The organism is Vagococcus sp. WN80Y, assembly GCF_059621045.1.
Map to the genome: position 1 here is coordinate 1 of NZ_JCAQHY010000119.1, position 23,144 is coordinate 23,144.

The 23,144-nt window shown below is 38.2% G+C and carries 21 protein-coding genes and 1 other annotated feature; of the genes, 13 read left to right on the plus strand and 8 right to left on the minus strand.

What is annotated here, in order from left to right; translation table 11 throughout:
- The first annotated feature begins 127 nt into the window (after positions 1 to 127).
- Positions 128 to 424 carry a recombinase family protein gene (locus AC5KOD_RS05035; protein WP_496913442.1) on the plus strand — a complete coding sequence of 99 codons (297 nt, stop codon included), beginning with the start codon at positions 128 to 130 and terminating at the stop codon, positions 422 to 424.
- Between the two features lie 87 nt (positions 425 to 511).
- Positions 512 to 643, plus strand: a complete 132-nt coding sequence (locus tag AC5KOD_RS05040) for a hypothetical protein (RefSeq protein ID WP_496913443.1) — start codon at positions 512 to 514, stop codon at positions 641 to 643.
- Positions 644 to 918: 275 nt separating this feature from the next.
- On the opposite strand, the gene AC5KOD_RS05045 is transcribed toward AC5KOD_RS05040, so the two are convergent.
- From AC5KOD_RS05045 to AC5KOD_RS05055, 3 genes are all read right to left on the minus strand, one after another.
- Entirely contained in the window at positions 919 to 1,047 is a 129-nt protein-coding gene (locus AC5KOD_RS05045) for a transposase (RefSeq protein WP_496913444.1), read from the minus strand.
- Between the two features lie 37 nt (positions 1,048 to 1,084).
- Entirely contained in the window at positions 1,085 to 1,249 is a 165-nt protein-coding gene (locus tag AC5KOD_RS05050; RefSeq protein WP_496913445.1) for a hypothetical protein, read from the minus strand.
- Between the two features lie 218 nt (positions 1,250 to 1,467).
- Positions 1,468 to 2,370: an alpha/beta fold hydrolase gene (locus AC5KOD_RS05055; RefSeq protein WP_496913462.1), complete on the minus strand. Its 903-nt coding sequence runs from the start codon at positions 2,368 to 2,370 to the stop codon at positions 1,468 to 1,470.
- 1,540 nt (positions 2,371 to 3,910) lie between these two features.
- Positions 3,911 to 4,169 (plus strand) — a binding site (T-box leader).
- A 107-nt stretch (positions 4,170 to 4,276) separates the two neighbouring features.
- On the opposite strand from AC5KOD_RS05055, the gene AC5KOD_RS05060 reads away from it, so the two are divergent.
- Together AC5KOD_RS05060 and AC5KOD_RS05065 are read left to right on the plus strand one after the other, a co-directional pair.
- Entirely contained in the window at positions 4,277 to 5,398 is a 1,122-nt protein-coding gene (locus tag AC5KOD_RS05060; RefSeq protein WP_496913446.1) for a 5-methyltetrahydropteroyltriglutamate--homocysteine S-methyltransferase, read from the plus strand.
- Positions 5,399 to 5,819: 421 nt separating this feature from the next.
- Positions 5,820 to 6,263, plus strand: a complete 444-nt coding sequence (locus AC5KOD_RS05065; protein WP_496913447.1) for a flavodoxin — start codon at positions 5,820 to 5,822, stop codon at positions 6,261 to 6,263.
- Between the two features lie 107 nt (positions 6,264 to 6,370).
- On the opposite strand, the gene AC5KOD_RS05070 is transcribed toward AC5KOD_RS05065, so the two are convergent.
- A complete protein-coding gene (locus tag AC5KOD_RS05070; RefSeq protein WP_496913448.1) occupies positions 6,371 to 7,183 on the minus strand; it encodes a helix-turn-helix transcriptional regulator in 813 nt (270 codons plus the stop codon).
- A gap of 125 nt (positions 7,184 to 7,308) precedes the next feature.
- On the opposite strand from AC5KOD_RS05070, the gene AC5KOD_RS05075 reads away from it, so the two are divergent.
- Positions 7,309 to 9,315 carry a beta-galactosidase gene (locus AC5KOD_RS05075; RefSeq protein WP_496913449.1) on the plus strand — a complete coding sequence of 669 codons (2,007 nt, stop codon included), beginning with the start codon at positions 7,309 to 7,311 and terminating at the stop codon, positions 9,313 to 9,315.
- Positions 9,316 to 9,481: 166 nt separating this feature from the next.
- Complete coding sequence (locus AC5KOD_RS05080) at positions 9,482 to 11,899, plus strand: hypothetical protein (RefSeq protein ID WP_496913450.1); 2,418 nt, start codon at positions 9,482 to 9,484, stop codon at positions 11,897 to 11,899.
- A 41-nt stretch (positions 11,900 to 11,940) separates the two neighbouring features.
- Here AC5KOD_RS05080 and AC5KOD_RS05085 read toward each other — a convergent pair whose 3' ends face one another.
- From AC5KOD_RS05085 to gnd, 3 genes are read right to left on the minus strand one after another with little or no spacing between them, the layout of a single operon-like run.
- The gene (locus tag AC5KOD_RS05085) at positions 11,941 to 12,468 is read right to left on the minus strand and encodes a GNAT family N-acetyltransferase (RefSeq protein ID WP_496913451.1); all 528 of its coding nucleotides are present in this window, start codon (positions 12,466 to 12,468) and stop codon (positions 11,941 to 11,943) included.
- Positions 12,469 to 12,484: 16 nt separating this feature from the next.
- On the minus strand, positions 12,485 to 13,993 hold the full coding sequence (locus AC5KOD_RS05090; RefSeq protein WP_496913452.1) for a gluconokinase: 1,509 nt from the start codon (positions 13,991 to 13,993) through the stop codon (positions 12,485 to 12,487).
- Between the two features lie 21 nt (positions 13,994 to 14,014).
- Entirely contained in the window at positions 14,015 to 14,911 is an 897-nt protein-coding gene (gene gnd / locus AC5KOD_RS05095) for a phosphogluconate dehydrogenase (NAD(+)-dependent, decarboxylating) (RefSeq protein WP_496913453.1), read from the minus strand.
- Positions 14,912 to 15,044: 133 nt separating this feature from the next.
- On the opposite strand from gnd, the gene AC5KOD_RS05100 reads away from it, so the two are divergent.
- From AC5KOD_RS05100 to AC5KOD_RS05125, 6 genes are all read left to right on the plus strand, one after another.
- Positions 15,045 to 15,902 (plus strand): MurR/RpiR family transcriptional regulator, encoded by an 858-nt coding sequence (locus AC5KOD_RS05100; RefSeq protein WP_496913454.1) that lies wholly within the window; start codon positions 15,045 to 15,047, stop codon positions 15,900 to 15,902.
- A 4-nt stretch (positions 15,903 to 15,906) separates the two neighbouring features.
- Entirely contained in the window at positions 15,907 to 16,686 is a 780-nt protein-coding gene (locus tag AC5KOD_RS05105) for a MurR/RpiR family transcriptional regulator (protein ID WP_496913455.1), read from the plus strand.
- Between the two features lie 92 nt (positions 16,687 to 16,778).
- Entirely contained in the window at positions 16,779 to 18,362 is a 1,584-nt protein-coding gene (locus AC5KOD_RS05110) for a PTS transporter subunit EIIC (protein ID WP_496913456.1), read from the plus strand.
- A gap of 22 nt (positions 18,363 to 18,384) precedes the next feature.
- On the plus strand, positions 18,385 to 19,710 hold the full coding sequence (locus AC5KOD_RS05115) for a 6-phospho-alpha-glucosidase (RefSeq protein ID WP_496913457.1): 1,326 nt from the start codon (positions 18,385 to 18,387) through the stop codon (positions 19,708 to 19,710).
- Between the two features lie 213 nt (positions 19,711 to 19,923).
- Positions 19,924 to 20,670, plus strand: a complete 747-nt coding sequence (locus tag AC5KOD_RS05120) for a threonine/serine exporter family protein (RefSeq protein WP_496913458.1) — start codon at positions 19,924 to 19,926, stop codon at positions 20,668 to 20,670.
- Between the two features lie 15 nt (positions 20,671 to 20,685).
- Positions 20,686 to 21,132, plus strand: coding sequence for a threonine/serine exporter family protein (locus AC5KOD_RS05125; RefSeq protein WP_496913459.1), 447 nt, complete (start codon positions 20,686 to 20,688; stop codon positions 21,130 to 21,132).
- Between the two features lie 43 nt (positions 21,133 to 21,175).
- Here the strand turns inward: AC5KOD_RS05125 and AC5KOD_RS05130 are convergent, their stop codons facing one another.
- The gene (locus AC5KOD_RS05130; RefSeq protein WP_496913460.1) at positions 21,176 to 21,346 is read right to left on the minus strand and encodes an SPJ_0845 family protein; all 171 of its coding nucleotides are present in this window, start codon (positions 21,344 to 21,346) and stop codon (positions 21,176 to 21,178) included.
- A 176-nt stretch (positions 21,347 to 21,522) separates the two neighbouring features.
- Here AC5KOD_RS05130 and AC5KOD_RS05135 point away from each other — a divergent pair, with 176 nt between their 5' ends.
- Positions 21,523 to 22,920 carry a hypothetical protein gene (locus AC5KOD_RS05135; RefSeq protein WP_496913461.1) on the plus strand — a complete coding sequence of 466 codons (1,398 nt, stop codon included), beginning with the start codon at positions 21,523 to 21,525 and terminating at the stop codon, positions 22,918 to 22,920.
- Positions 22,921 to 23,144: the final 224 nt, after the last annotated feature.

Here is a 23,144-nt window from a genome sequence, read left to right on the forward strand (position 1 = left end):
GACAAAACTTCAAGGAGGAATACTACGACCTCTATCTGTACGAAATAATCATACCCCTTATGGGGATGAAAAGGAACTATCAGAATAAATCTGATAACCTTATTATACGAGGAGGAAGAGGAGAGTCATGGCGATATATGGGTATATCAGACAACGGGCGGCTATCCCAACCAATGATCAACTTAAAATCGTCTCAGATTATAACTGCGAGGCGATTTTTATAGAGCGATCTAGAGGAAATGAGAAGTCAGACGAATTTGAGCGAATGGTCGGTCAACTCGTTCCAGGAGATACAGTCGTAATGGCTAGTTTACATGTGCTTGGGAAAGACTTTAAGACCATCATGGCTCGCTTCGCGTACCTTCGAAAGAAGCAAGTCAAGATTATGAGTTGGAGTACTCAGTTATATCTTAATTACTATTAGGTGCGATAAAGTATTAGGGATCCATTTGTCAGAGATAAGCACGATGATAATCTTAGTGCGAACAGGCGTTAGCTGCGACCTATTAAATTGACTGATAATGGAGGATGTTATGAAAAAAAGAATAGAAAACTAGTATTATGTTTAGTAGCGATAGGGATGGCGGTCTCATTGGCGACAGCGGTATCAGCAGCAACCACAATTGATGGCGAGAAGCGCTAATAAAAAATCGACATTTGAGAAAAATATCTCACCTTATTGTATGTGATGAAACTTGATTGTTTGAAAAAATGAAAAAACGATCAATGCTCACGTAATGGATGACCGTTTCCAGAAATTTTTTAGTCAATTTAGTTTCAAAACAAGTGTGAGGACGACAGTTAAACAATTATATCGGAACGGATGGCTTTAATCAATGCTCTACTGAGTCAACCCTCAAATAGTGAAACGCTCGTTTGAGTTGAAAATAGTCGCACACGTTTCTAACTCCAGTTTAATTATGTAGGTAGTGTCGCAATTAATGTCAGAATCATTTGATTGATGGCACCTTGTTCATTTCGTGAGTAGAACTTCTTGATGGTTAAGTTTTGCTTCAACTGCTTGAAAAATAGCTCTATTTGCCACATTACCTGATAGATATCCGCTATTTCTTGAGGCTTTAAGTCAAATCGATTTGATACCTACTTCTAGGCATAGGCGCTGATCAAGAAAGGCACGACTCATCTCGTGGTAGTTTGGATATTCTTCATAAACCGCATGTAGCAAGACTTTTAAGGTTGTTTGAAAATCAAGTTTCTTACTATAATAATCATACTGTTGAATGAGCATTTGGGTATTCTTCGATAAGTTTTCAAACTTTTTTGAAGAATACCATTTTTGAAAAGATGTTTTTGAGTTACACTTATCCATATAAAGGATTTTTTTGTAGTTGTATATGAGTAGTTTTAAACTGAGATTTTTTTAATAAAAAATCTCCGCAACACTAGTCGTAATTGTAGCAGTTGAGAAGCTATGAATTGAATCGACAACAATCGTTATTAGCATTGCTAGTTTAGATCGATATCAGACCGAATTTTTTCAAGTGCGTGATAGTATGCTGTTGGATTTCGAAACATAGGAGCATGTCCTGCTCCTTTAATTACTATTAAGTGCTTTTTTTTTGCAACAATCATATTAAAGTAATCTTTTGATTGGGAGATAGGCGTTTGAAAATCGTTTTCTCCTAGTAGATAATAAATGGAAGTCTCGTAGTTCATCGAGCAATCTAACAGATTGAATGTTTCAAGGTAATTGAGCAGTTTATCATTGACTTTATGAGCTTGCAGGAAAGGGCGAATGTCTGTCAATTTGGCATTTTTACTTTTGATGAATAGCCCAATCATTTCAAAAATCGTCAAACCATCCATACCATCACCATTAAATTGCTTTATATACCTTTTAATTAATTTATCTAATTTATTTTTATTGTCACAGGCTTTTTCTAAATTTAATTTCATACTTGTATCTTGAAGCGCGTCTGCCTTTTGGATAAGCTGTTGATATATAGCTTGATTCCTACCTTTTATTGAAATAAACTGTCCTGTTCCAACATAGGCGAGAACGCTTTCGGGATGATGTAAACTATATAAAGAACCAAGAATGCCTCCCCACGAATAACCAACAAGTACTATTTTATCTACTTGATAATAATGTTTCAAATAATCTACGACATGTTCAAGATCTGCGGTTGCTTGTTCAATGGTTGGAACACTTAATGGAGCTTTTAGAAATGTTCGACTAGCGCCTCTTTGATCCCAAAAGACACAATGAAATAAATTACTCCATTTTCTACTAACAGGTTGGATAAAAGAAGTCAGTGACATGCCTGGCCCTCCATGTATAAAAAGTAATAAAGGATTTTCTTTTTTATCACTTATATGATGGCTGAGGTATTGTTCCTCACCGCTAATTAATACTTACTCTTCATGATACAAAAACGTAATCTCCTTTCAACTATTTATAAGCTGTTTAAGTGGTGTGTCTATTTCCTCTACTCTTTCCTATAATGTGGAGAAGTAGAATGTGGTGATTTCTGAAATATTTCCATTAGGTTCAATTGAAGATTTGATTATGTGAATTTAGTTTAAAACATTTTCTTTTTGTGAATTCCTTATCCTCATTCTTTCACCTTGGTTGAGGTACCAGAATAATCATTCATCCATGTTTAATAAAAAAATTATTGAAGGAACTCTGGCTGGCTTAAAGGCGATTTGGCCAGATAGACGAATCTCTATATTAATGAGTCTTTTTTAAGAACTTTTAAAATGGGTTCTTGAGCTCTTTTTACCAGCCTGTGAGTAGCCATTTTTAGGGATTTTCTGTACATCTCTTGCTGGATATTCATACCATACGGTTGTTCGTTGCTTTACTAGTACTACTATTATACCATTATTTATTAATGTTATCGGTTCACTTAAAACAAAATCTCTTATTTTGTTTAAAAAGAAGGTTATTATCTAAATGAAAGGAAAGGGAATAATACAGAGTGTTTTAGAATAGTTAATTTACAAAAAAGATTATATATTCTGGTCTATTTTTCAAAAGAAAAGGAATTATTGATTTTGTAAAAATTGCAAAAATATGCTTGAATATACATTTGTTTGTTAGTCAAATATCTAGTATGTTGAGATTTGTTAATATTTGCAGAAGTGTAGCTAAAAAAACATCATAGGAGTTTATTAGTTTTATTGAGTCAGCAACTAGTAAGATTAATTGGTGTAAGTGTTTATAACGTTTACAGTATGGATGGTAGAAACTTTGCTGATTGCATTGGCGGTGCAATCGATACTGAGCTCCTAGTTTTATGAAAAAGTATACTGTGTTACCTTTGCTATGAACTATTTTTACCTTCCATAATCAAATAACAAACTTAAAAGACAGATTGTTAATGAGTGATAGCATAAAAGTGTATAGACTTTCTTTTTTCTGGCTATGAAACAAGTCAAATATCAGGATTAATGCTTGTTTTAGAGGTCTGTGCTGAGGAAGGGACTGTAGCTATAAATAATGAAAAAAATTAAAATAATAAAAGCAGTAAGTTTATCTATTTTTGATTTTAAAGTATGTAGGATATAAGAAAAGATGGTTTAGATGGGCTTCTAGCTTTATATAAAAATCTCAAGCTCATTTTAAAACAACTATCTTGTTTAAGTCTAGTAATGAGTACTTTCATAGCAATAATTCCTTTAAAAAGTTGACCATTATTACTTGAAGAGAAGTTTTATAATTCATAGTATTAGATGTGCCAATAGCACTTTTTTGTGAAATCATCCCTTCAATAGAGAGAGTTCTTGATATTTCATTCAAATTAAGGCTACTACAAAATTAATAGATGTCCACTTGTAGTTTCTACCATGATGAGTGTTGGAATTAAATATAAGAGCAAATAAAAATTGTTGACAATTTTTTTCTTTGATGGTATCTTAGATTAAAGTTAAATGAGAAAAAAATTAAAACACTGTGATAAGGAAAGTAACTTGTAAAGAAAACTCAGCAGAGAACGCCGGTAGCTGAAAAGGCGTAGTTGGATGTACGAGAGAAAATGGCCTTTGAGTGGGACAGCTGACTGACGTAAGTTATAAGCTGTGACGGGTGCACCCGTTATAGTGCCACACTATTCGAATTGTTAGTAATTCACGTAGTGTTTGAGGTAGCTGATTGAAAAATAGCTATAAATTTAAGGTGGTAACACGATTTTTTCGTCCTTTCGCTTCATCATATGATGAGGAGAAGGGGCGTTTTTTTTATCTTAAATTTTGATTTGAATTCGGTTATCTCAGTGACTTATAAATAAAAGTAGGAAAGAAGGAAGACAAAATGACAGAGAAAACAATTGAGTTAACTAGAACAAAGGCACCTTTTAGAGCGGATCATGTCGGGAGCTTTTTACGACCAGCTAAGTTGAAAGCAGCCCGTGAGAAATTTTCAAAGGGAGAGCTTGATCGCAACTCTTTAAGAGATATTGAGGACAGTGAAATTTTACGTTTGGTAAAAAAACAAGAAGCATTAGGTCTGAAAACAATTACTGATGGAGAATTGCGTCGCTCAATGTGGCATATTGATTTTTTGGCGGAATTAAATGGATTTGAAAGCTTTGAGCCAGAGCATGGTTATTTTTTCCATGGGGTGGAGACGCGTAAATTAAATGTTCGTAATACAGGGAAGATTTCCTTTAATGGGACTCATTCTTTTTTAGATGACTTTACATTTGTCAATGAATTGGTGTCGACTGATAAGGTAACTAAATTCACTATTCCTAGCCCTAATCAATTACTACACGACGGTATTAGAAATGAAGAGATCTATCCTGATGTTTGGGAGTACTGTCGCGATATTCAGCAAGCTTATCGTGAGGCTATTCAAGCCTTTTACCAGTTAGGATGTCGTAATTTGCAAATTGATGATTGTTTTTGGGGGTATTTGTGCTCAGTTGATGAGAATGGCAAGCATGTGACGGCTAATTTGGCATTAGAAAAAGAATTGGCATTAGCCAACATTCAAGGTAGTTTAGAAGGTCGTCCAGAGGATTTAGTCATTACGACTCACGTTTGTCGAGGAAATTATGCGTCAACTTATGCAGGTAGTGGTCCTTATGAACCTGTGGCTGCTGAACTTTTTGGCGAAACTGGCTTTGATGGATTCTTTTTAGAATACGACACGGATCGCTCAGGGGATTTTGCTCCGCTAAGATATGTGAAGAAGGATGCACAAGTAGTGTTAGGCTTGATTACGTCGAAATTTCCAGAGCTGGAAACTGAAGCGGAGATATGGCAGCGTATTGAAGAGGCAACTCAATACGTACCGCTGGAGCAATTATGCTTGAGTCCTCAATGTGGATTTGCGTCGACTGAAGAAGGTAATCATTTAACAGAGGAGCAGCAATGGCAAAAAATTTCATTAGTAGTGGAATTGGCTAAGAAAATTTGGCCAGGTAGCTAATTTTTAGTGAGTTAACATCGAATTAGTCAAGTGGTTGGGGCAAATACCTCAGCCACTTTTTTTGCTTCAAGCTATCAAGCAATAGTAGAGGATCAATTGGCCCAAAAAGGTGTTAGTAGAAGCAAAATAACTCTTGATTTGTCTACTTGGGTAAGGGTAAAATGGTAACTAAGTATTGTTTCAGTCATGAGAGATTACATTAGTGAGGCTTGTCACTAATTATCATGTGACCGGTGTGTAGACTCATAAAAAATCTGCTGAAAAATTAGTGATTTAGCAGGTGCTACAATCGAATAGAGGGATAAATGAAATGGGTTTCATGCCAGTTTATCCTAGTTATGATTGAGTAAATAGAGGGCTATATCAAGTTCGAGGCGTGAATTAGCTTGATAAAAATGGCGGAATGAAAGGAAGAATAGTGATGACGTTAGCAAAAATCGTGTATGCAAGTATGACGGGGAACACGGAGGAAATTTCAGAAATTCTTGAAGAGAAATTATCCGAAGCTGGAGCAACAGTTGAAAGAGAAGAAGTATCAGAGGTAGAGGCAGAGTTTTTTGACGATGCAGATATTTGTATTATTGCGACCTATACATATGGTGATGGAGATTTGCCGTTTGAGTTTGAAGAGTTTTATGAGGAGTTGCCAGATCAAGCGTTAGCGGGAAAAATTTATGGAGTCGTAGGCTCTGGAGATCTTGCTTATGGGGAGTTTTACTGTAAATCCGCAGATGATTTCGTCGAGCAATTTGAAAAAACGGGTGCGATTAAAGGGGCTGCGACCGTGAGAATTGAAAATAATGCTGAAGATGACGATATTGTGAGTTTAGAGAAATTTGTTGGAGAATTACTTAAGGCAAACTAAAATGGTTTTGCTTTGAATGATTGGTAACTATCAGATAGGTGATGACTAAAATAGTAAGCGGAAGAGGCTGTGTCAAAGTGACTGGCGTCTTCCGCTTTTTTGACTGGTTAATAAAGTTTTCTAAAAGCGACAGGTGTGTAGGCTGTTGCTTTTTTAAAGGTGGCGATAAAATGACTAGTATCATTGAAGCCGACGTGACTAGCGATATCCTTTATTTTTTCGTTAGGCAAGGTTAAAAGTCGTTCTTTTGCCTTCTTGATACGGACGGCTGTCAAATAATCATAGGGTGATAGCTTCATAAAGCGCTGAAATAAGCGAGATAAGTACTGTGGACTGATGAAAACGAGTTGAGCCATGTCGTGAGTGGAACAATCAAGCATATAGTGGTCGTCAATCCACTTAAGAACAGGTGCAATAAATTTGAGGTAACGCTCATCCGTCACTACTTGTTCTTGAAAATGATGCTCTTTAAGTTTTGCTAAAAAACGATAGGCTTCGATTGAGTAGTCAAGCGGCGAAAGCGGCTGTGATTTCGTCAATTGTTCGTAGAGTTGAGCATTCCATTCGGAAAAGGAAAAGCTAAGGCTGTCACTAGCTTGACAGTAGTGATCGACTGCCAAAATAGTTGGGATAGTTGAGGCAATGGTTCCACCTAAAGTAACAAAATTTGTTCGCCAAGGCTCTATTGAAGTCTGGTAATAGTGGTGATTAACGAAAGGGAATATCAATACTCCCTTACCGGGTTTTAAAGCAATCTCTTTGCCCTCAATGACGATTTTTCCACTGCCGTGACTTGTTTGCAACCAGTGATAATAATGGTAGCCTGCCAGTCGTTCGACTGGTTCTTGTTCCCAATCGTAGCCGATGGTTTCGATTGCTAAAGGTAATGAGGTATCCATTACATTGAATAAAATAGCCATTGTTCATTTGCCTCCTTATCGAATAATTTGTTTCGTATTCTTGTATAAAGTGTAGTGGTCACTTACACAAAAGTTAGAATAACGCCTTATAATAAAAGTATAACAAATTAATGGAGGTAAAATCTATGTCTCAACGAAAGTTTCAAAGAATGTTATATGGGGGCGACTATAATCCAAATCAATGGCCTGAGGAAACGTGGTCTGATGATTTACGAATTTTTAAACAGGCATCAATTAATTCTGCTAGTGTGAATATCTTTTCTTGGGCTAAAATTCAACCCTCAGAAGCGGTGTATGATTTCAGCGAACTTGATAAAATTATTGACCTGTTAAGTGCTGATAATTATGACATTGTTTTGGCAACTACGACAGCCGCACTTCCGGCATGGATGTTTAAGAAATACCCAGAAGTAGCTCGGACGGATTTTGAAGGACGCCATCATAAATTTGGCCAGCGTCATAATGCGTGTCCAAATAGTTTAGTGTATCAAAAATTTGCTAGAAAGATCGCCAGTAAATTAGCCGAACGCTATGGTGCTAATCCAAAGGTGACGTGTTGGCACGTTAACAATGAGTATGGTGGTGAATGTTTTTGTGAGAATTGTGAGAAGACTTTTCGAGTGTGGTTGCAAACTAAGTATGTGACGCTTGATGCGTTAAATAAGGCTTGGAACATGGAGTTTTGGGGACATCGTGTCTACGAATGGGATGAAATTGTGCTACCTAATGCGCTAAGTGAAGGGCTTGGGTATGAAGACACCGCTTTTGCAGGTATTTCATTGGATTATCGTCGTTTTAACTCTGATAGTTTGTTAGAGAATTACAAAATGGAGCGAGATGCGATTCGTGAGTTCGATCAAGACACGCTAATTACGACTAATTTAATGGGAACTTACAAAAATCTTGATTACTTTAAATGGGCTAAAGAGCTAGATATTGTCTCTTGGGATAATTATCCAAGCTATGATACTCCACCGAGCTATTCTGCAATGTGTCACGATTTGATGCGGGGGTTAAAAGAAGGCCAATCGTTTATGTTGATGGAACAAACTCCGAGTCAACAAAATTGGCAGCCATATAATTCATTAAAACGACCAGGAAAAATGCGAGCTCAAAGCTATCAAGCAGTCGCACATGGTTCTGACACAGTTCAATTTTTTCAGTTGAAACGATCTGTTGGGGCATGCGAAAAATTCCACGGAGCCGTGATTGCTCATGCAGAACATGAAAATACTCGAGTTTTTAAAGAAGTAGCTGAGTTAGGTCATGAGTTAGAGGCTCTTGGTGATCAATTAATAATGTCACGCACTACTAGTCGAGTAGGGATTATTTTCGATTGGGATAATTATTGGGCGTTGGAATATACTAGTGGACCTAATAAAGATTTGACCTATGTCGAGCAAATCCATCAGTACTATCAAGCCTTTTATGATAAGCAGATACCAGTAGATATGATCTCAGTTGATAGCGATTTCAGCCAGTACGATGTGGTTATCGCACCTGTCTTATATTTGGTAAAAGAAGGTTTGGCAGAAAGACTGTCAGCCTTTGTCGAACAGGGCGGGCACTTTTTAACTACTTTTATGAGTGGCATCGTTAATGAATCTGACAATGTCCATTTAGGTGGCTATCCGGGACCTTTACGTGAGATGCTAGGTATCTGGGTGGAAGAAATTGATGCTTTGGCACCTGAGCAATTTAATCACAGTGTTTTTAATGACGGTACGACAACTAAATGTAACTTGTTGTGCGATATTATACATCTTGAGGGAGCCCATCCGCTAGCGACGTATCAAAATGATTTCTATGCAGGGTCACCAGTTGTGACTCAACACAGTTTTGGACAGGGACAGACCTGGTATGTTGGCAGTCAATTAGAGACGAGTGGTTTGTCTCATATTGTCAGCAAAGTAATTAAAGAGAGCGGACTTCAATCATTAGTTTCTGAGACCACTGGCTTGGAAATTACCACTCGCGAGAAAGAAGGACAGCTTTATACATTTGTCTTAAATTTTCAATCTGAGCCTCAAATTTTACCACAAGAATTTGTTGGTAAGACGGATATATTGTCAGGAAAAGTTATGAGTGCCGATAAGCGGTTAGATGTTTTTGATGTCATAATTGTTAAATAGACATTTCACATAATTTACGTGAAATAAAGGGAGGGTGAGACAACGTCTCACCCTCTACTCGTTTCTTAATTTTTTTATTTTTATTTTTAAAATAAGGAGATTTAATAAGAAAACATTGTATAATGGGAGAAGAACGAGTTTTGTTGGAAAATACGGGGTGAAGGAAATGGAATGGTTTTGGGAAGTATTAGGCATCGAATCAACGACTAATATCGCAGATATCAAACGAGCATATGTAACAGAAATGCGGCGCTTGAAGACATTGGAAACAAAGGAAGAAATCTCTCAGGAGAGCTATGATAAACTTGCTGAAGCGGAAGCTGCTGCCCTTGATTTTATTGAGTCTCAGCGAAATTTAGGTACATCCATTGGGCAAGAATCTAGCGCCAGTGTGGCAACAGTGGTTGAGCAGAAGGTAAAAAAAGAAGATGAGTTAAACCAATGGGTGACAGAAAAGGCTGAGTTGCCTGAGGTAAAAGAAGAGGTTAGTTTACCAATAATCGAAGAGCCGGTTGAACCGTCAGTGATTATCGAGGAAAAAAAGGGTGAAACAGCGTCTAATTCAGTTGGAAAAACAGTGCCGAGTAAACGCAATGCGGCTTCACAAGAGCGGTTGAAGGAAACAAAGCAACCAGTTAAAGAACAACAACCTGAAGTAAAAGCAGAGATAGAAGAAGCTAAAAAGCCTAAATTACCTGTTAATTCGGAGTCTGTTCCTGAAAAAGCAATGCAACCTGAGACCTCACAAGATTTCTCAGAGAAAGTCACTAATATTGCGGGTATGGTGAGTCAGATTAGTCATAAGGCTGCTGTGCCAAGTCGGTTCATTGAAGATTGTCGTGAATTATTGGCGGACTGGTCACGAAAGATTGTCCTGAAAGAATGGGAGTCTTGCTTCCGCTATCGTAGACAATGGTCTAGCGAGGAGTTTAACGAAATTCGAGAAAATTTTCTACCGCTATTGAAGCCTCAACTATCGTATTTACCTAAGGAAATTTTACTGTATCTTTATGAGGAATTAGATTTAGCTCGATATGAATTGAGCTCGTCTTTTAACTGGTTTATGGCTATCGATGATTTGCCTGATTTTGAATTTGGAGTGGTTTTATATCTACCTGAAGAAGAAGTTATCGAGTACCTTGACCGTCGCTTGACGCTTTATTATGTGATTAAACAGGATGATTGGTCTAATCGACGCTTTGAGATTGATGGCTTATTTGCTTATTTTTATGATCAAGAAGGATGGCTAGCGGAGTATCAGGTTGTAGATCGAGATGTGGAAAATTTAGCGGCGATCTATGAGACAAAAAAGGGTCTTGAAAAATTAGTTTACAACAATGAGCCTAATCGGGAAATTGCTAAACATCTTTTAGCGCCAGATACCTCATTGGACCAGGTATCAAACCAGACGGCTAAATTTTTGCGTGTTATTTTTTCTAGTTTAAAGTCAAAAACTCTTTCGTTGGAAGATAGTTTATTTATAGAAAATCCTCAAGTCAATTACTTGGATGATAATTTACGAGAGTTACTAGTAGGCTTGGTATTTTACCGAGTTAAGGATCGTGTTAAAGCAACTAAGCATTTTAATAATCTGACTAATGAGTACCAAGGCTTGGTCAAGGGTCTACAAAATGCGAGTGGCTTTAAAGGTCTAACTGCTAGTCCAAGTAGAGTGGATACTGCTAAAGAGACAAAAAAGGTAGACTATAAAACGATTATTCGTTTCGTAGTGATTGGCGCTATGGGTCTATCATTTTTAAGCAAAGCGATGTCAAACGACACTGATAGTTACTATGACGATGATACAGAGTATGTTGATTCAGATTACGCGTATGATGAAGACTGGTTGGAAACGGATGATCCGGGCTACGGTTTCTTAACGTATTTTGTAGATAAATCAGACTCTCGCGATGACATCGAGTCTTTGAGAGAAGACTACATTGATATGTGGGTAAGTGCTGATTTAACTGATTTATTTGAAACCCACGTTATGGATGAACGGATAGATGGTTCTCGTGTCTATGATATTGTTTACAGAGAAATAGACGATCAAACAGCTTATTATTTGATTACTCAAGATGAGGCTCCCTATTTACTTGTAGAAGTGACAGATTGGGAAACGGTGACGGCGGTTATTGGAGAAGGCTGGCAAGAAGTGGAACCAAAAGCGTTTGATGAGCTGGTGGCAAAAACTAAAACTCCAATATCAGAGATCGTAAATAAAGTAGTGGTAGATTATTTCTTATTGCCATCGGATGAGCGTGAAGAGGCTTATGATGCTATCTTTGACTTTGTAACAGATGAGGTTGATGACCGCTTATCTTGGGATATAAATATAGTAGAAGATCTTTATTTTGATACAGGCACCTACCAATTAAGTCAAACAAGTGAGGGGCAGCAGGCGTTATTAATTAATGATGACGAGGAAGAATTAGCATTGATTTTGCTCTTGGATGATTATGGACGAGTGAGCGAGATTGTTGAAACGGCCTATGATCGGTATCCAGAGGATCAGATGACTTATTTGACAGAGCATGCTGAAAAGAAACAGCCCTTACCGACTGGTGATGCAGTAGAGTTATAAAAAAAGCAACAAAACGCAAAAAATGGCGTTTTGTTGCTTTTTTACTTGGCCAGTCGCGCATACATTAGAACACTAAAGTATGTGTCACCAATTTTTTCATAATCCTGTAAAAGGCCTTCACATTTAAAGCCTAATTTTTCAATCAGCTTGATGGAGGGGAAATTATTAGGATCAATTTTTGCTTCAAGTCGGTGAAAGTGCTGTTGGTTAAATAGCCAATCGACAAACCCTACAAGAAGTTCATTTCCGTAGCCTTTACCCCAATAGGCAGCACCTAAATCGTAGGCAATTTCTGTTCGATTATTTTCATGATCGAGATAATTTAATCCGCAAGTGCCGATTATTTCTTGCGTTGATTTTAAGATAATGGTATAACGAGTGGCTTGATCTTCTGACATTAGGCTTATTAGGAAATCAATCATCTCTGTTGTTTGTTCGAGTTTTGTGAATGGCTCAATCGTCATATAAGCCGTGACCGCTTCATCTGACCAAAATTGATGTAAAGCTGGCCCATGCTCGAGGGCAATTGGAACCACTGTCAGTCGTTCTGTTTCAAGTATAGTAATCATCAAGTTGTCTCCTTTTTTAGTCGTCTGCTAAAATCGTCATTTGTTGGAGAGTCAGACGTTTCAATTGTTGGTATTTTTTTAGTTGTTTTTGGTAAAATAAGCGATTTTCATGTGTTGGAATGATTATATCTTCTGTATCTCCTTCTTGAAACACTGCTAAGTGACAGCTTTCATCATAGTTCGAAAGATGTCCCAAGCTTTTCAGAGCGAGTATCATGGCACCTAATCCCGAGCTTTCGTGAGTTTGTGGAAAGGTGATGGGATGGCCAAGTGTATCTGCCATTAGTTGTTTCCAAGTCTTTGAATGGGAAAAGCCACCAGACGCACAAATTTTGAGTGGGGGAGGTGTGAGCGAATTTAATGATTGAAAAATATCTGCTATATTGAAGCAGATCCCTTCAAGTACTGCTCTCATCAAGTGCCCATGAGTATGACTAAGCGATAGCCCAGTAAAAGAGCCGCGAATACTGCCGCTCCAAATAGGCGCTCGTTCTCCACTCAGATAAGGATGGAAAAACAAGTTATTTGCCCCAGCTGGAATGCGTGCGACTTCATTCATAAATGACTCGTAATCCCATTCGGTTCCAGTTAGTTGCTTTCTAGCCCAATCGATAATCATGCCCCCGTTATTAGCAGCCCCACCAATAACCCAGTAGCCCTCGTCAAGTAAATAGCAAAAGGTTTCCCCGTGAGGGTGCAGAAGGGGGGCCTTAACGGTATAGCGTAGAGCCGCGCTAGTGCCGACAGAAAGATTGGCCTTTTCTGGAGTGATGCAGTTGGTGCCTAAGTTGGCTAAGGCACCGTCACTGGCACCTAAAATAAACGGCACGTCCTCTGGAAAATCTAGTAATTGTTTATAAGATTCTGCCATATGATGACATTGAGTTGTTGGTGGTACCACTTTTGGTAAGCGGTCATTTGTTAATTCTAGGTAATCCAAAATGGTTTGATCCCATGTTAACGTGTGAATATTGAAGAAGCCAGTCCCAGAAGCAATGGAATAATCTACTAGATGTTGGCCAAACAAGCGGAAAAAAATGTACTCCTTAATACTTGTAAATAGGGTAATCTGCTTGTAAAGTGTTTCTTTTTGACTTTTAAGCCACAAGATTTTACTCAGTGGCGTCATTGGATGAAGCGGCGTTCCAGTTCGTTGATAAAAGTCCCCTCCTTGTGGACTTTGTTTTAAGCTCTCTGCAAACTCATTGGAACGGGAGTCGGCCCAAGTGATAACAGGCGTGATTGGCTGATTATTTTTATCTAGTCCAATTAAGCTGTGCATGGCACTAGAAAAAGTGACGGCAATCAAGTTTTGTCTGATTTCTTTTTGAGAATTTAATGCTTTATTTAATGTTTCTAACACCGCACTCAAGATCGTGTCAGGATCTTGGGTTGCTGTTCCATCTACTTTTTTCGTCATCGGATAGCCTTGGTAAAAAGAATTTAGAGCGTGACCAGAACGTGTAAAAATAGTTGATTTGGTGCTGGTAGTGCCAATATCAATGCTGATTATTAAAGAAGTCATCGTTTCCTCCCAGTAAAAACACTAGTTTTTTTCGACAGCATGCCCCCCAAAGCCATTGCGAAGTGCCGCTACAACTTTGCCAGTAAATGTGTCGTCATATAAAGAACGATAACGCATAATTAAGGACAATGCAATAACAGGAGTCGGAATTTGATAATCTAAGGCAGTTTCAAGTGTCCATTTGGCTTCGCCAGAGGAGTTCATAATTCCTTTAATTGAGTCAAGCTTAGGATCTGTTTTGAAGGCTTCTTCTGCTAGTTCCATTAGCCAAGATCTAACAACTGAACCATGGTTCCAGACATGTGCGACCTCTTCTAATTGATACTCAAAGGGGCCATTCTCTAAAACTTCAAAGCCTTCAGCTATGGCCTGCATCATCCCGTATTCAATCCCATTATGAACCATTTTTAAAAAATGTCCACTTCCAACTTCACCTGTATAAAGGTAGCCGTCTTCGATTGAAATATCTTGAATGAGGGGTTCAATTTCTTTGAAAATGTCCCTGTTTCCACCAATCATTAAACAAGCCCCTTGGTTGGCTCCGCTTGTCCCACCGCTTGTGCCAATATCAAAGAAATAAATGCCTTTAGCTGAAAAGCTTGCACCACGCGCTTGCGATTCTTTATAGTTTGAGTTTCCTCCATCGATGATGATGTCGCCGGGCTGGAGTAGGTTGTCTAACTCCTTTAGTACTGCAACTAAAGGCTCTCCGTTAGGTACCATTACCCAGATTATTTTGCGAGTTGGTAGTGCTGAAAGAAGATCGGAAATGCTTTCAGTCGTTGAAATCCCTTCTGATTGAGCACGTTGTAGGCAATCGCTGCTAATGTCAGTGCCGATAATGTCATGACCTTGACGTTGACTATTAATTGCTAAGTTTAAGCCCATTTTTCCTAAACCGATAATTCCTAATTTCATGTTGTCACTCTCCAAGTAATTTATTTTTATTAATGTTATTATAGAATAAAATTTTATTTTATTCAAGTTGCAAGAAAAAAACTTCTTTTGTTTTCATGCTATAATAAAAAAAAGAAGCTTAAGGAGTCAGTTTATGCAGAATCCAATTGAATTAAAAATTAAGTCAATTTATCGCGATATAAGTCGCAAGGAGCAACAAATTGCTGATTATATTTTGAATTACCCCGAACGAATTATTCATCAATCAATCGGAGATTTATCTCGTCAGTTGGGAATGGCAGAATCAACTGTTTTTAGGTTTTGTCAGCGATTGGGTTATAAAGGCTATAAGGAATTCAAGATAGACTTAGCCACCTTCAAGAAACAGGAGAATCCTTTGGAGCATGAGATATATGAAGGAATTTCAGAGAAGGATACGGCGAAAGGAATTGCCAAAAAAGTATTTGAAGCCAATCGACAGGCTTTAAATGATACGGTTGAGTTACTTGATGACAGTAATTTTGAGGCGGCGGTTAAGCTGTTGACTCAAAGTAACCGAGTGATGTTCTTTGGTGTCGGAGGGTCCAATGTTATTGCGATGGACGCGTATCATAAATTTCTACGATCGCCTTTAGATGTCTCTTGTGAAACGGATAGCCATATTCAATTGATGCGAGCGGCGAGAATGACGGAGGAGGATTGTGCGGTATTAATCTCTCATTCGGGTCAAAGTCGTGATTGCCTACAAATTGCAGGTCAAGTTAAGAGGCGAGGAGCGAAATTAATCGTCATTACGAGTTTTTTACTATCCCCTCTAGCAGAGTTGGCGGATATTTGTTTGCTTTCGACATCAAAAGAAGTTGCTTTTCGACCTGAAGCCTTGGCTTCCAGAATTACTCAATTAAGTATCATTGATGCGTTGTTTGTTAGTGTTATGTATGCGGACCGTGTCGCTTCGGAACAGAGTTTGGATTTGATACGTGAAGTTATTGCATCAACGAAGGAAGAGTGATGGTATGTCTAATACAATTGTGCAAAAGTTAGCTGAAAATAAAAAATTAAGTCCATTGGAAGAAGAGGTTTTGAGTTATATAGTCTTGCATCATGATGAGATTTTGACTATGGGGATTCGTCAATTGGCACAAAATACGTTAACATCTACTTCGACAATTATGCGCTTGGCAAAAAAATTGGGGTTCAACGGATTTGTTGATATGAATTATAAATTGATGCCATTGATTCAGCATACATCGGGAGATCAGGAGACGGACTATACTCGATTATTTTCTTACGATCGATTATTTGAATTGAATTCCCCCAGCCTGTTTAAGGAAGTGGCTCAGACATTGGTCGACATTGATAAGCAATTTGTTTTTGTTTATGCGAATGGTTTTTCTGGCATTATAGCAGAGTATCTCTATAAAAAACTACTTGTTCTTGGAAAGCGTGTTATGTTTTCAACGGGCAATGATTCGGTCGGCGTATTTGAAAATAACTTAGAAGATATAGGTGTTTTTATGACTATTTCAAAGTCGGGCGAAACGGCTAAGGTAATCGAAAAAGTGAGGACGTCAACCGAGAATGGCATCCCAGTAATTGCTTTTACAAATGAGATTGCCAATACATTAAGCTCCTTTGGCAAACCAACGATAAAAATTAACGATGCTCATAAATACGATGACTATAATGCCAGTGCTAATGCCTTTTTCTCTCAAGTGTTGTTAGCGATGGAAGTGGTGGTGTTTGAGTATAATCAATTAATAAGCCAACAGCTAAAAGAAGAAACAAGTTCCTGATTTGGGTAACTTGTTTCTTCTTTTTTGAATAGGGTTACAAGAGACAGGGAATCAGTGTAAGATGAAACCATCAACAATTGGAGGAGACGATTATGAAAGAGCGTATGATGAATGGGCTGCAACGATTTTCTAAAGCAATGTTTATCCCGGTATTAATTTTACCGATTGCGGGGATTTTGATTGCGGTTGGTAATTTATTTACTAATCCGTTACTGATGGAGAAATTACCATTTTTAGATAATCCAGTAACAAAGGGCTTTGGAACAATTTTATCAGGTTCCTTAGTAGCAATTTTGAGTAATTTAGGTCTTATTTTTTGTGTAGGCTTGGCTGTGGGCTTAGCTAGAACGAAAAAATCGGAAGCCGGTTTTACTGCGGTGTTAGGCTTTCTAGTTTTTATCAATGCCATGAATAAGTTTATGGGGATACGTGGAAGTTTGATTGAGGCCGATAGTTTAAGTGGAACAGGACAGACCTTAGTTTTAGGGGTTCAAATCTTGGATATGGGGGTTTTTCTGGGAATCATTTTAGGAATTATTACGGCATATGTGCACAATCGTTATTGTGAAACCAGCTTTAATAATGCGTTTCAAATATACGGTGGGTCACGATTTGTGTTTATTGTTTTAATTCCAGCAGTGGTAATCTTGGCAGTTATACTCACTTATGTGTGGCCACTTGTACAGTCTGGCATCACCAGTCTAGGAACAGTCATTAATCAAAGTGGTAATTTTGGTATTTTTATTTATGGTATGTTGGAACGTCTTTTGATCCCGACAGGTCTACACCACTTAGTTTACACACCGTTTTTATATACATCATTAGGTGGTGTAGCAGAAGTTGGTGGGCAAGTTTTTGAGGGAGCGCGGAATATCTATTATGCAGAAATAGCCGATCCAGCTGTCAAGGTTTTATCGCAGAGTGTTATCTGGGATGCGCGAGGCATCTCAAAAATGTTTGGGTTAATCGGCGCTTGCTTGGCGATGTATCAAACAGCTAAACCTGAAAATAAAACCAAGGTTAAAGCGATTCTAATTCCAGCTGCGGTTACCTCTTTTATTGCAGGTGTGACTGAACCAATTGAGTTTTCTTTTATGTTTGTTGCGCCGCTTTTATTCATTGTTCACTCTATTTTAAGTGGTCTGAGCATGGTTCTTTTAAATGTGTTGAGTGTGCGAGCGATTGGTCCTAACGGATTTATAGATTTCTTATTATACAATCTCCCATTAGGAATTGGTAAGACTAGATGGCCGATGTATATTCTGGTTGGCTTGCTCTTTTTCGTCATTTACTATGTTGTTTTTAGAGTGCTGATCACTAAATTTAACTTTAAAACAGTTGGCAGAGAGGATAATAATGAAGTTAAGCTCCATAGTAAACAAGAGTATAAGGAAAAAGTGGCAGCTGGTAAAGAAACAGGTGATAAGGTTTCTGATCTAGGTGGAGAGATTGTCTCTGCTTTAGGCGGTCAGGCTAATATAAAAACGGTAGATAACTGTTACACACGGTTACGGTTAACTTTAAAGAATACTGATTTAGTTGATCAGGACCGCTTGAAAAATGAGACAGGCGCGAGTGGTGTGATAATAAAAAATGAAAATGTACAGGTTGTTTATGGGTTACAGGTGACAAAGGTTCGGCAATTAGTAGACAGTGTGATGGAAACAAGTAATTAGAACTGGAAAGAAGGAGTTATAAATGAAAAAACAATCGATTGTTATTGCGGGAGGCGGGAGTACCTATACGCCTGGGATTGTGATGATGTTATTAGATAACTTGGATCAGTTACCCATTTCATCGTTAACCTTGTATGACAATGATCGTGAGCGCCAAGAGATTCTAGCAAAAGCATTGGCAATAGTCATTAAAGAAAAAGCACCAGAAATTAATTTTTCTTATACAACGAATCCTCAAGAAGCTTTTGAAAATGTCGATTTTTGTATGGCGCATATTCGAACTGGTAAATACCGTATGCGCGAATTAGATGAAAAAATACCTTTGAAACACGGTGTTGTGGGGCAAGAGACGTGTGGACCCGGTGGGATTGCCTATGGCATGCGAAGTATTGGCGATATGTTGGACTTGATTGATTATATGGAAACTTATTCGCCAAATGCGTGGATGTTAAATTACTCTAATCCAGCTGCGATTGTCGCAGAGGCTTGTCGTGTCCTTAGACCAAATTCCAAGGTAATTAATATGTGCGACATGCCTGTCGGGACGTTACGACGAATGTCGCAAATTATCAACAAGCAACCAAAAGAGTTGACTGTTAAGTACTTTGGCTTGAATCATTTCGGCTGGTGGACGAGTGTTAAGGATCGAGAAGGTCATGAGTATTTGTCCGAAATTCGTGACTATGTGGCAGAAAATGGTTATTTGACTCAGATTGAGGTGGATACGCAGCATATGGATCAGTCTTGGCAAGAAACGCATAAAAAAGCCAAAGATTTATTAGCAGTGGCACCTGACTATTTACCTAATACTTATTTGAAGTATTACTTATATCCTGATTATGTCGTGGAACATTCTGATCCGACTTACACGCGCGCTAATGAAGTGATGGCGGGGCGAGAAAAAAATGTATTTGATGCGGCTAGGAAAATTGTTGAAACAGGTACGTTTAATGATGGCGATTTTCACATTGATAATCATGCGCTATTTATTGTTGATTTAGCACGAGCCATCGCTTTTAATACGGGTGAGAGAATGTTACTGATTGTGGAAAACAACGGAGCAATTGCTAATTTTAGAGAAGATGCCATGGTTGAGATTCCGTGTATTGTAGGATATGATGGACCAGAGCCCCTTTGTCAGGGAAGGATTCCCACCTTTCATCGAGGGATGATGGAGCAGCAAGTTGCAGTTGAAAAATTGATTGTAGAAGCTTGGGTAGAAGGCTCTTATCAAAAAATGTGGCAAGCCCTAACGTTGTCTAAAACTGTTCCGAGTGCTAAAGTGGCTAAAGAAGTATTAGATGAGCTGATTGAAGTCAATCGAGAGTATTGGCCAGAATTACATTAAGAAAATTATAAACAGTGGTTGAAATGAGAGTAGTGTTACCCAGTATCTTATTGATTCGTTGATTTTAAAGGAGCCGACAAATAGTTACGTTTGTCAGCTTCTTTTTTTGTCTGAAATGGTTGTCTTTTTTAGTCATTGCTTGTTATGATAGATAGGATTGGGAATTACGCTGAAAAGAGTATCTAATCTATTTATGATTGAGGAGGGCATCTCATGGAAGAAAAAGAGTTATTATTAGAAACCTGCGTTTTAGCAGGGAAAATTATGGTTGAAAATGGCGCAGAGATGTACCGAGTGGAAGATACAATGAATCGAATTGCTGACAATTATCATAATGAAGAAGGCATTAGCTTTGTGACCCAGACCATTGTTTTGATGGGGTTAGAAAGTACAAAAAGTATTCAAATGAAGCGGATAAGCGAACGAACCACTGATTTAGGGAAAGTTTCTCGGGTTAATGAGCTTTCGTGGCAGTTCTCTTCAAAACAAATTGGTCTCCAAGAGCTGTTTGATTCTTTAACGCTGGTATTGAAAGAAGAACCGCCTAAGCAAACGGTGTTAAAGATTGTCTGTGCAGGTATATTAAGTGCCGCCTTAATGGTCCTGCTGGGGGGACAGTGGAATGATTTTATGGCAACGCTCGTGGTTGGGGCAGGTGGTTATACCGTTTACATGATAAGTGTGACGTATTTAAAATTGAAATATGTCGATGAATTTATGGCGTCTTTTGCAATAGGGGTTTTGGCTTTTATGATGACTAATCTTGGGGTTGGTTCATCGATCGATGACATGATTATCGGAAGTATTATGCCATTAGTTCCAGGAGTGGCAATCACTAATACGGTTCGAGATTTACAAGAGGGACATATGCTTTCAGGGATTTCTAGAGGTGTTGAGGCGTTAATTATTGCGATGATGATTGGTGCGGGGATTGCTGTTGCGTTTAATGTGATGAATTAGGAGAGGAGTTAACTCATGGGTGTTATTGTAATAGAACAAGTGGTACTTAGTTTCATTACGTCAGTTGGTTTTGCGATCATTATGCGTGTGCCAAAGGATGCGTTGCTTTATAGTGGGTTAAGTGGGACTGGCGGTTGGCTCGTTTATTGGTTGGGTGTATTGTTTGGCTTAAGTGTGACAGTTTCCACCTTTTTAGGCGCTTTGACGATAGCAGCGCTTAGTTACTACTTTGCTCGTCACCGTCATACGCCAGCGACTTTATACAATATTCCTGGAATTGTTGCATTAGTTCCAGGAGGGACTTCTTATCAAATGACGTATCATTTGATTATTGGGGAATACAGTAAAGCTATTCATTATGGAATTAGAGTGGTAGCAATTGCCGGCGCAATTGCAGGAGGTTTAATTGTGTTTGATCTGGCAAGGCGTAATTTGAGAACTAAAGTGGTTCGTTATAAATAAAAGAATGGTTAGCTGCCTTTAATTAGGTGCTAACCATTCTTTTTTAATCTTCCTTTTTCTTCTTTGCTAGCTGCTCTTGTTCTTTTAAAAGAAACTTTTCAGCTTCTGCTTGGACTTGTCTATCTCTAGCAGCTTGCTCCTCTTGGTAAGGATCGAAGGCAAATTCTTCAAATAATTTTTCTAATTTGTCGTTCTTTTTATGTTCTAATGCCATGGCGCACCTCCACTTATATTATTATCTTGATACCAGTATATGCTTTTTTTAATGAAAAGTCATGTCAAAAAAATGATTGAGCCTGATTTAATCCGAGAAAGGAAGAAGAAAGTTATACTATCTTGGATTTATCAGTTATAATTAACTTAGAGAACTTGTACTAGGAGGTGTTGACCATGGATAGTGAAAAACAATTATATATATTGACGCAGCAACGAGCGTTTACGAGTAAACAAGCCATTCGCGATACTGTCAATGATTGGTTAACATTGTGTCAAATTTTGATCACCCCGCAAACGTATTCTATCAATGAGATGGCTTCTACTGATTTTGATTTAGAAAGTCTTAGACATACAATTGAAGGCTTAGGGGAGATGGCAGAAGAAGATACACTACTGTCCATAAAAGGGCTGAATAGTGAGATGTCGATTCATATATTTAAAGGATTCATACGAGAACGTCTATTAGTTAATGAAGAGGTTTATCAGAAGTTTCAATCTGTGATTGATGACTATATTACTAAACGCATGGAAACTAATGGATTATACGCATACATTCGCAGTATCGATGAATTTTTAAGTAACAACATTGAATCAATTGAAGAGCGTGTTGAGGAGAAAATTAAGAGTGCGCCTGATTTGCCAAAAATGTTTGATAACTCTCACAATGTCGTGATTGATTGTAGTCAGTTACCAGGCTATGATAACTATTTTAAGGGACTTTGTCTAACCGCTTGTTGGAAAATGTGGTTTAGCTCGGATTACTATTATGCGATTCCGAAACAGGCATTCTTGACGATTCAACAAGTCGAACAAGCGATTGAACACGAGAATGAGGTGGTCCAGATCACGCTTTATGATGATCCTTTTACTTGGGAGCATCCTCGTAATTTGGCCTTCCAATACAGCTTTCGTGAACAGTTGGGAATGGATCAACTAGAGTGGAACAATGGTGTGGGGGTTTTGAGGGAGCCTTGTACAGAGTTTGTCAAAATGGGAGCGAATACGCAAATGATTCAGTATCAGAATCAGTCGTTGCAGCCAATAGTAAAAAGTCAGGCGAGCCATTTTACAACACGGCTATATAATTATGATACTCGTCATTATATAGAGGATCGGCGTTTTGGTTCTTTAAATAACCGTGCGTACTTTCCTTGGAGAGATGCGACTAAAAAGGTCATGCTGGCTTATTGGATTTTAAATCCGATTCATATGATTGATGGTGGCACACAAGCCTATGAATTTTATATTAAGCAGTATGTTAAGGCGGCTGTAAGTGATGAAGAAACAGATGGTTATCACGCGGTTTTGCGTTTTTATTTGCCGAAGGACGCTTTAGCGAGTGTGTCGCTTGATAAGTTGGTGAACAGACTTGATATGATCCAGATTAATGTCAAGAAGCGTCATAGTGAGCAATCTTTACTGCAAATTGAAACAGGCGGTGTTGATCTTCATGTTGAATTTTTGGATGTTAGTGAACTGGAATCTCCGAAAGAGGTCAGCTCTCTTAGCCCATTGACCACTATTCGTGAGTGGTTTAAAACGCGTTTAAAATATAGGGAGCCAGACAACTAATAGGAGTTGTCTGGCTCTATGTATTACGATTATGTTTAATTGTTCAGTAGCTAGGTATTAATATAATCGGAATGAGTTTATCAGATCATAGTCGTGAAACTAAAGGAGCTTGGGACATAAGTCTAAACGAAAAATCCAGATACCAGTCAAATTGATTGGCATCTGGATTATTTTGTTGTACAAAAATAAGAACACTTTTGCTAAAATAAAAGTAACCAAACAAA

Coding starts and splice junctions, on each gene's coding strand:
- AC5KOD_RS05130 (WP_496913460.1), bottom strand. CDS start 21,346: ATGGCATTAGAACATAAAAAGAACGACAAATTAGAAAAATTATTTGAA.
- AC5KOD_RS05115 (WP_496913457.1), top strand. CDS start 18,385: ATGAAAAAACAATCGATTGTTATTGCGGGAGGCGGGAGTACCTATACG.
- AC5KOD_RS05070 (WP_496913448.1), bottom strand. CDS start 7,183: ATGGCTATTTTATTCAATGTAATGGATACCTCATTACCTTTAGCAATC.
- AC5KOD_RS05045 (WP_496913444.1), bottom strand. CDS start 1,047: ATGTGGCAAATAGAGCTATTTTTCAAGCAGTTGAAGCAAAACTTAACC.
- AC5KOD_RS05100 (WP_496913454.1), top strand. CDS start 15,045: ATGCAGAATCCAATTGAATTAAAAATTAAGTCAATTTATCGCGATATA.
- AC5KOD_RS05080 (WP_496913450.1), top strand. CDS start 9,482: ATGGAATGGTTTTGGGAAGTATTAGGCATCGAATCAACGACTAATATC.
- AC5KOD_RS05060 (WP_496913446.1), top strand. CDS start 4,277: ATGACAGAGAAAACAATTGAGTTAACTAGAACAAAGGCACCTTTTAGA.
- AC5KOD_RS05065 (WP_496913447.1), top strand. CDS start 5,820: ATGACGTTAGCAAAAATCGTGTATGCAAGTATGACGGGGAACACGGAG.
- AC5KOD_RS05105 (WP_496913455.1), top strand. CDS start 15,907: ATGTCTAATACAATTGTGCAAAAGTTAGCTGAAAATAAAAAATTAAGT.
- AC5KOD_RS05050 (WP_496913445.1), bottom strand. CDS start 1,249: ATGCTCATTCAACAGTATGATTATTATAGTAAGAAACTTGATTTTCAA.
- AC5KOD_RS05125 (WP_496913459.1), top strand. CDS start 20,686: ATGGGTGTTATTGTAATAGAACAAGTGGTACTTAGTTTCATTACGTCA.
- AC5KOD_RS05135 (WP_496913461.1), top strand. CDS start 21,523: ATGGATAGTGAAAAACAATTATATATATTGACGCAGCAACGAGCGTTT.
- AC5KOD_RS05110 (WP_496913456.1), top strand. CDS start 16,779: ATGAAAGAGCGTATGATGAATGGGCTGCAACGATTTTCTAAAGCAATG.
- AC5KOD_RS05075 (WP_496913449.1), top strand. CDS start 7,309: ATGTCTCAACGAAAGTTTCAAAGAATGTTATATGGGGGCGACTATAAT.
- AC5KOD_RS05085 (WP_496913451.1), bottom strand. CDS start 12,468: ATGATTACTATACTTGAAACAGAACGACTGACAGTGGTTCCAATTGCC.
- AC5KOD_RS05120 (WP_496913458.1), top strand. CDS start 19,924: ATGGAAGAAAAAGAGTTATTATTAGAAACCTGCGTTTTAGCAGGGAAA.
- gnd (WP_496913453.1), bottom strand. CDS start 14,911: ATGAAATTAGGAATTATCGGTTTAGGAAAAATGGGCTTAAACTTAGCA.
- AC5KOD_RS05090 (WP_496913452.1), bottom strand. CDS start 13,993: ATGACTTCTTTAATAATCAGCATTGATATTGGCACTACCAGCACCAAA.
- AC5KOD_RS05035 (WP_496913442.1), top strand. CDS start 128: ATGGCGATATATGGGTATATCAGACAACGGGCGGCTATCCCAACCAAT.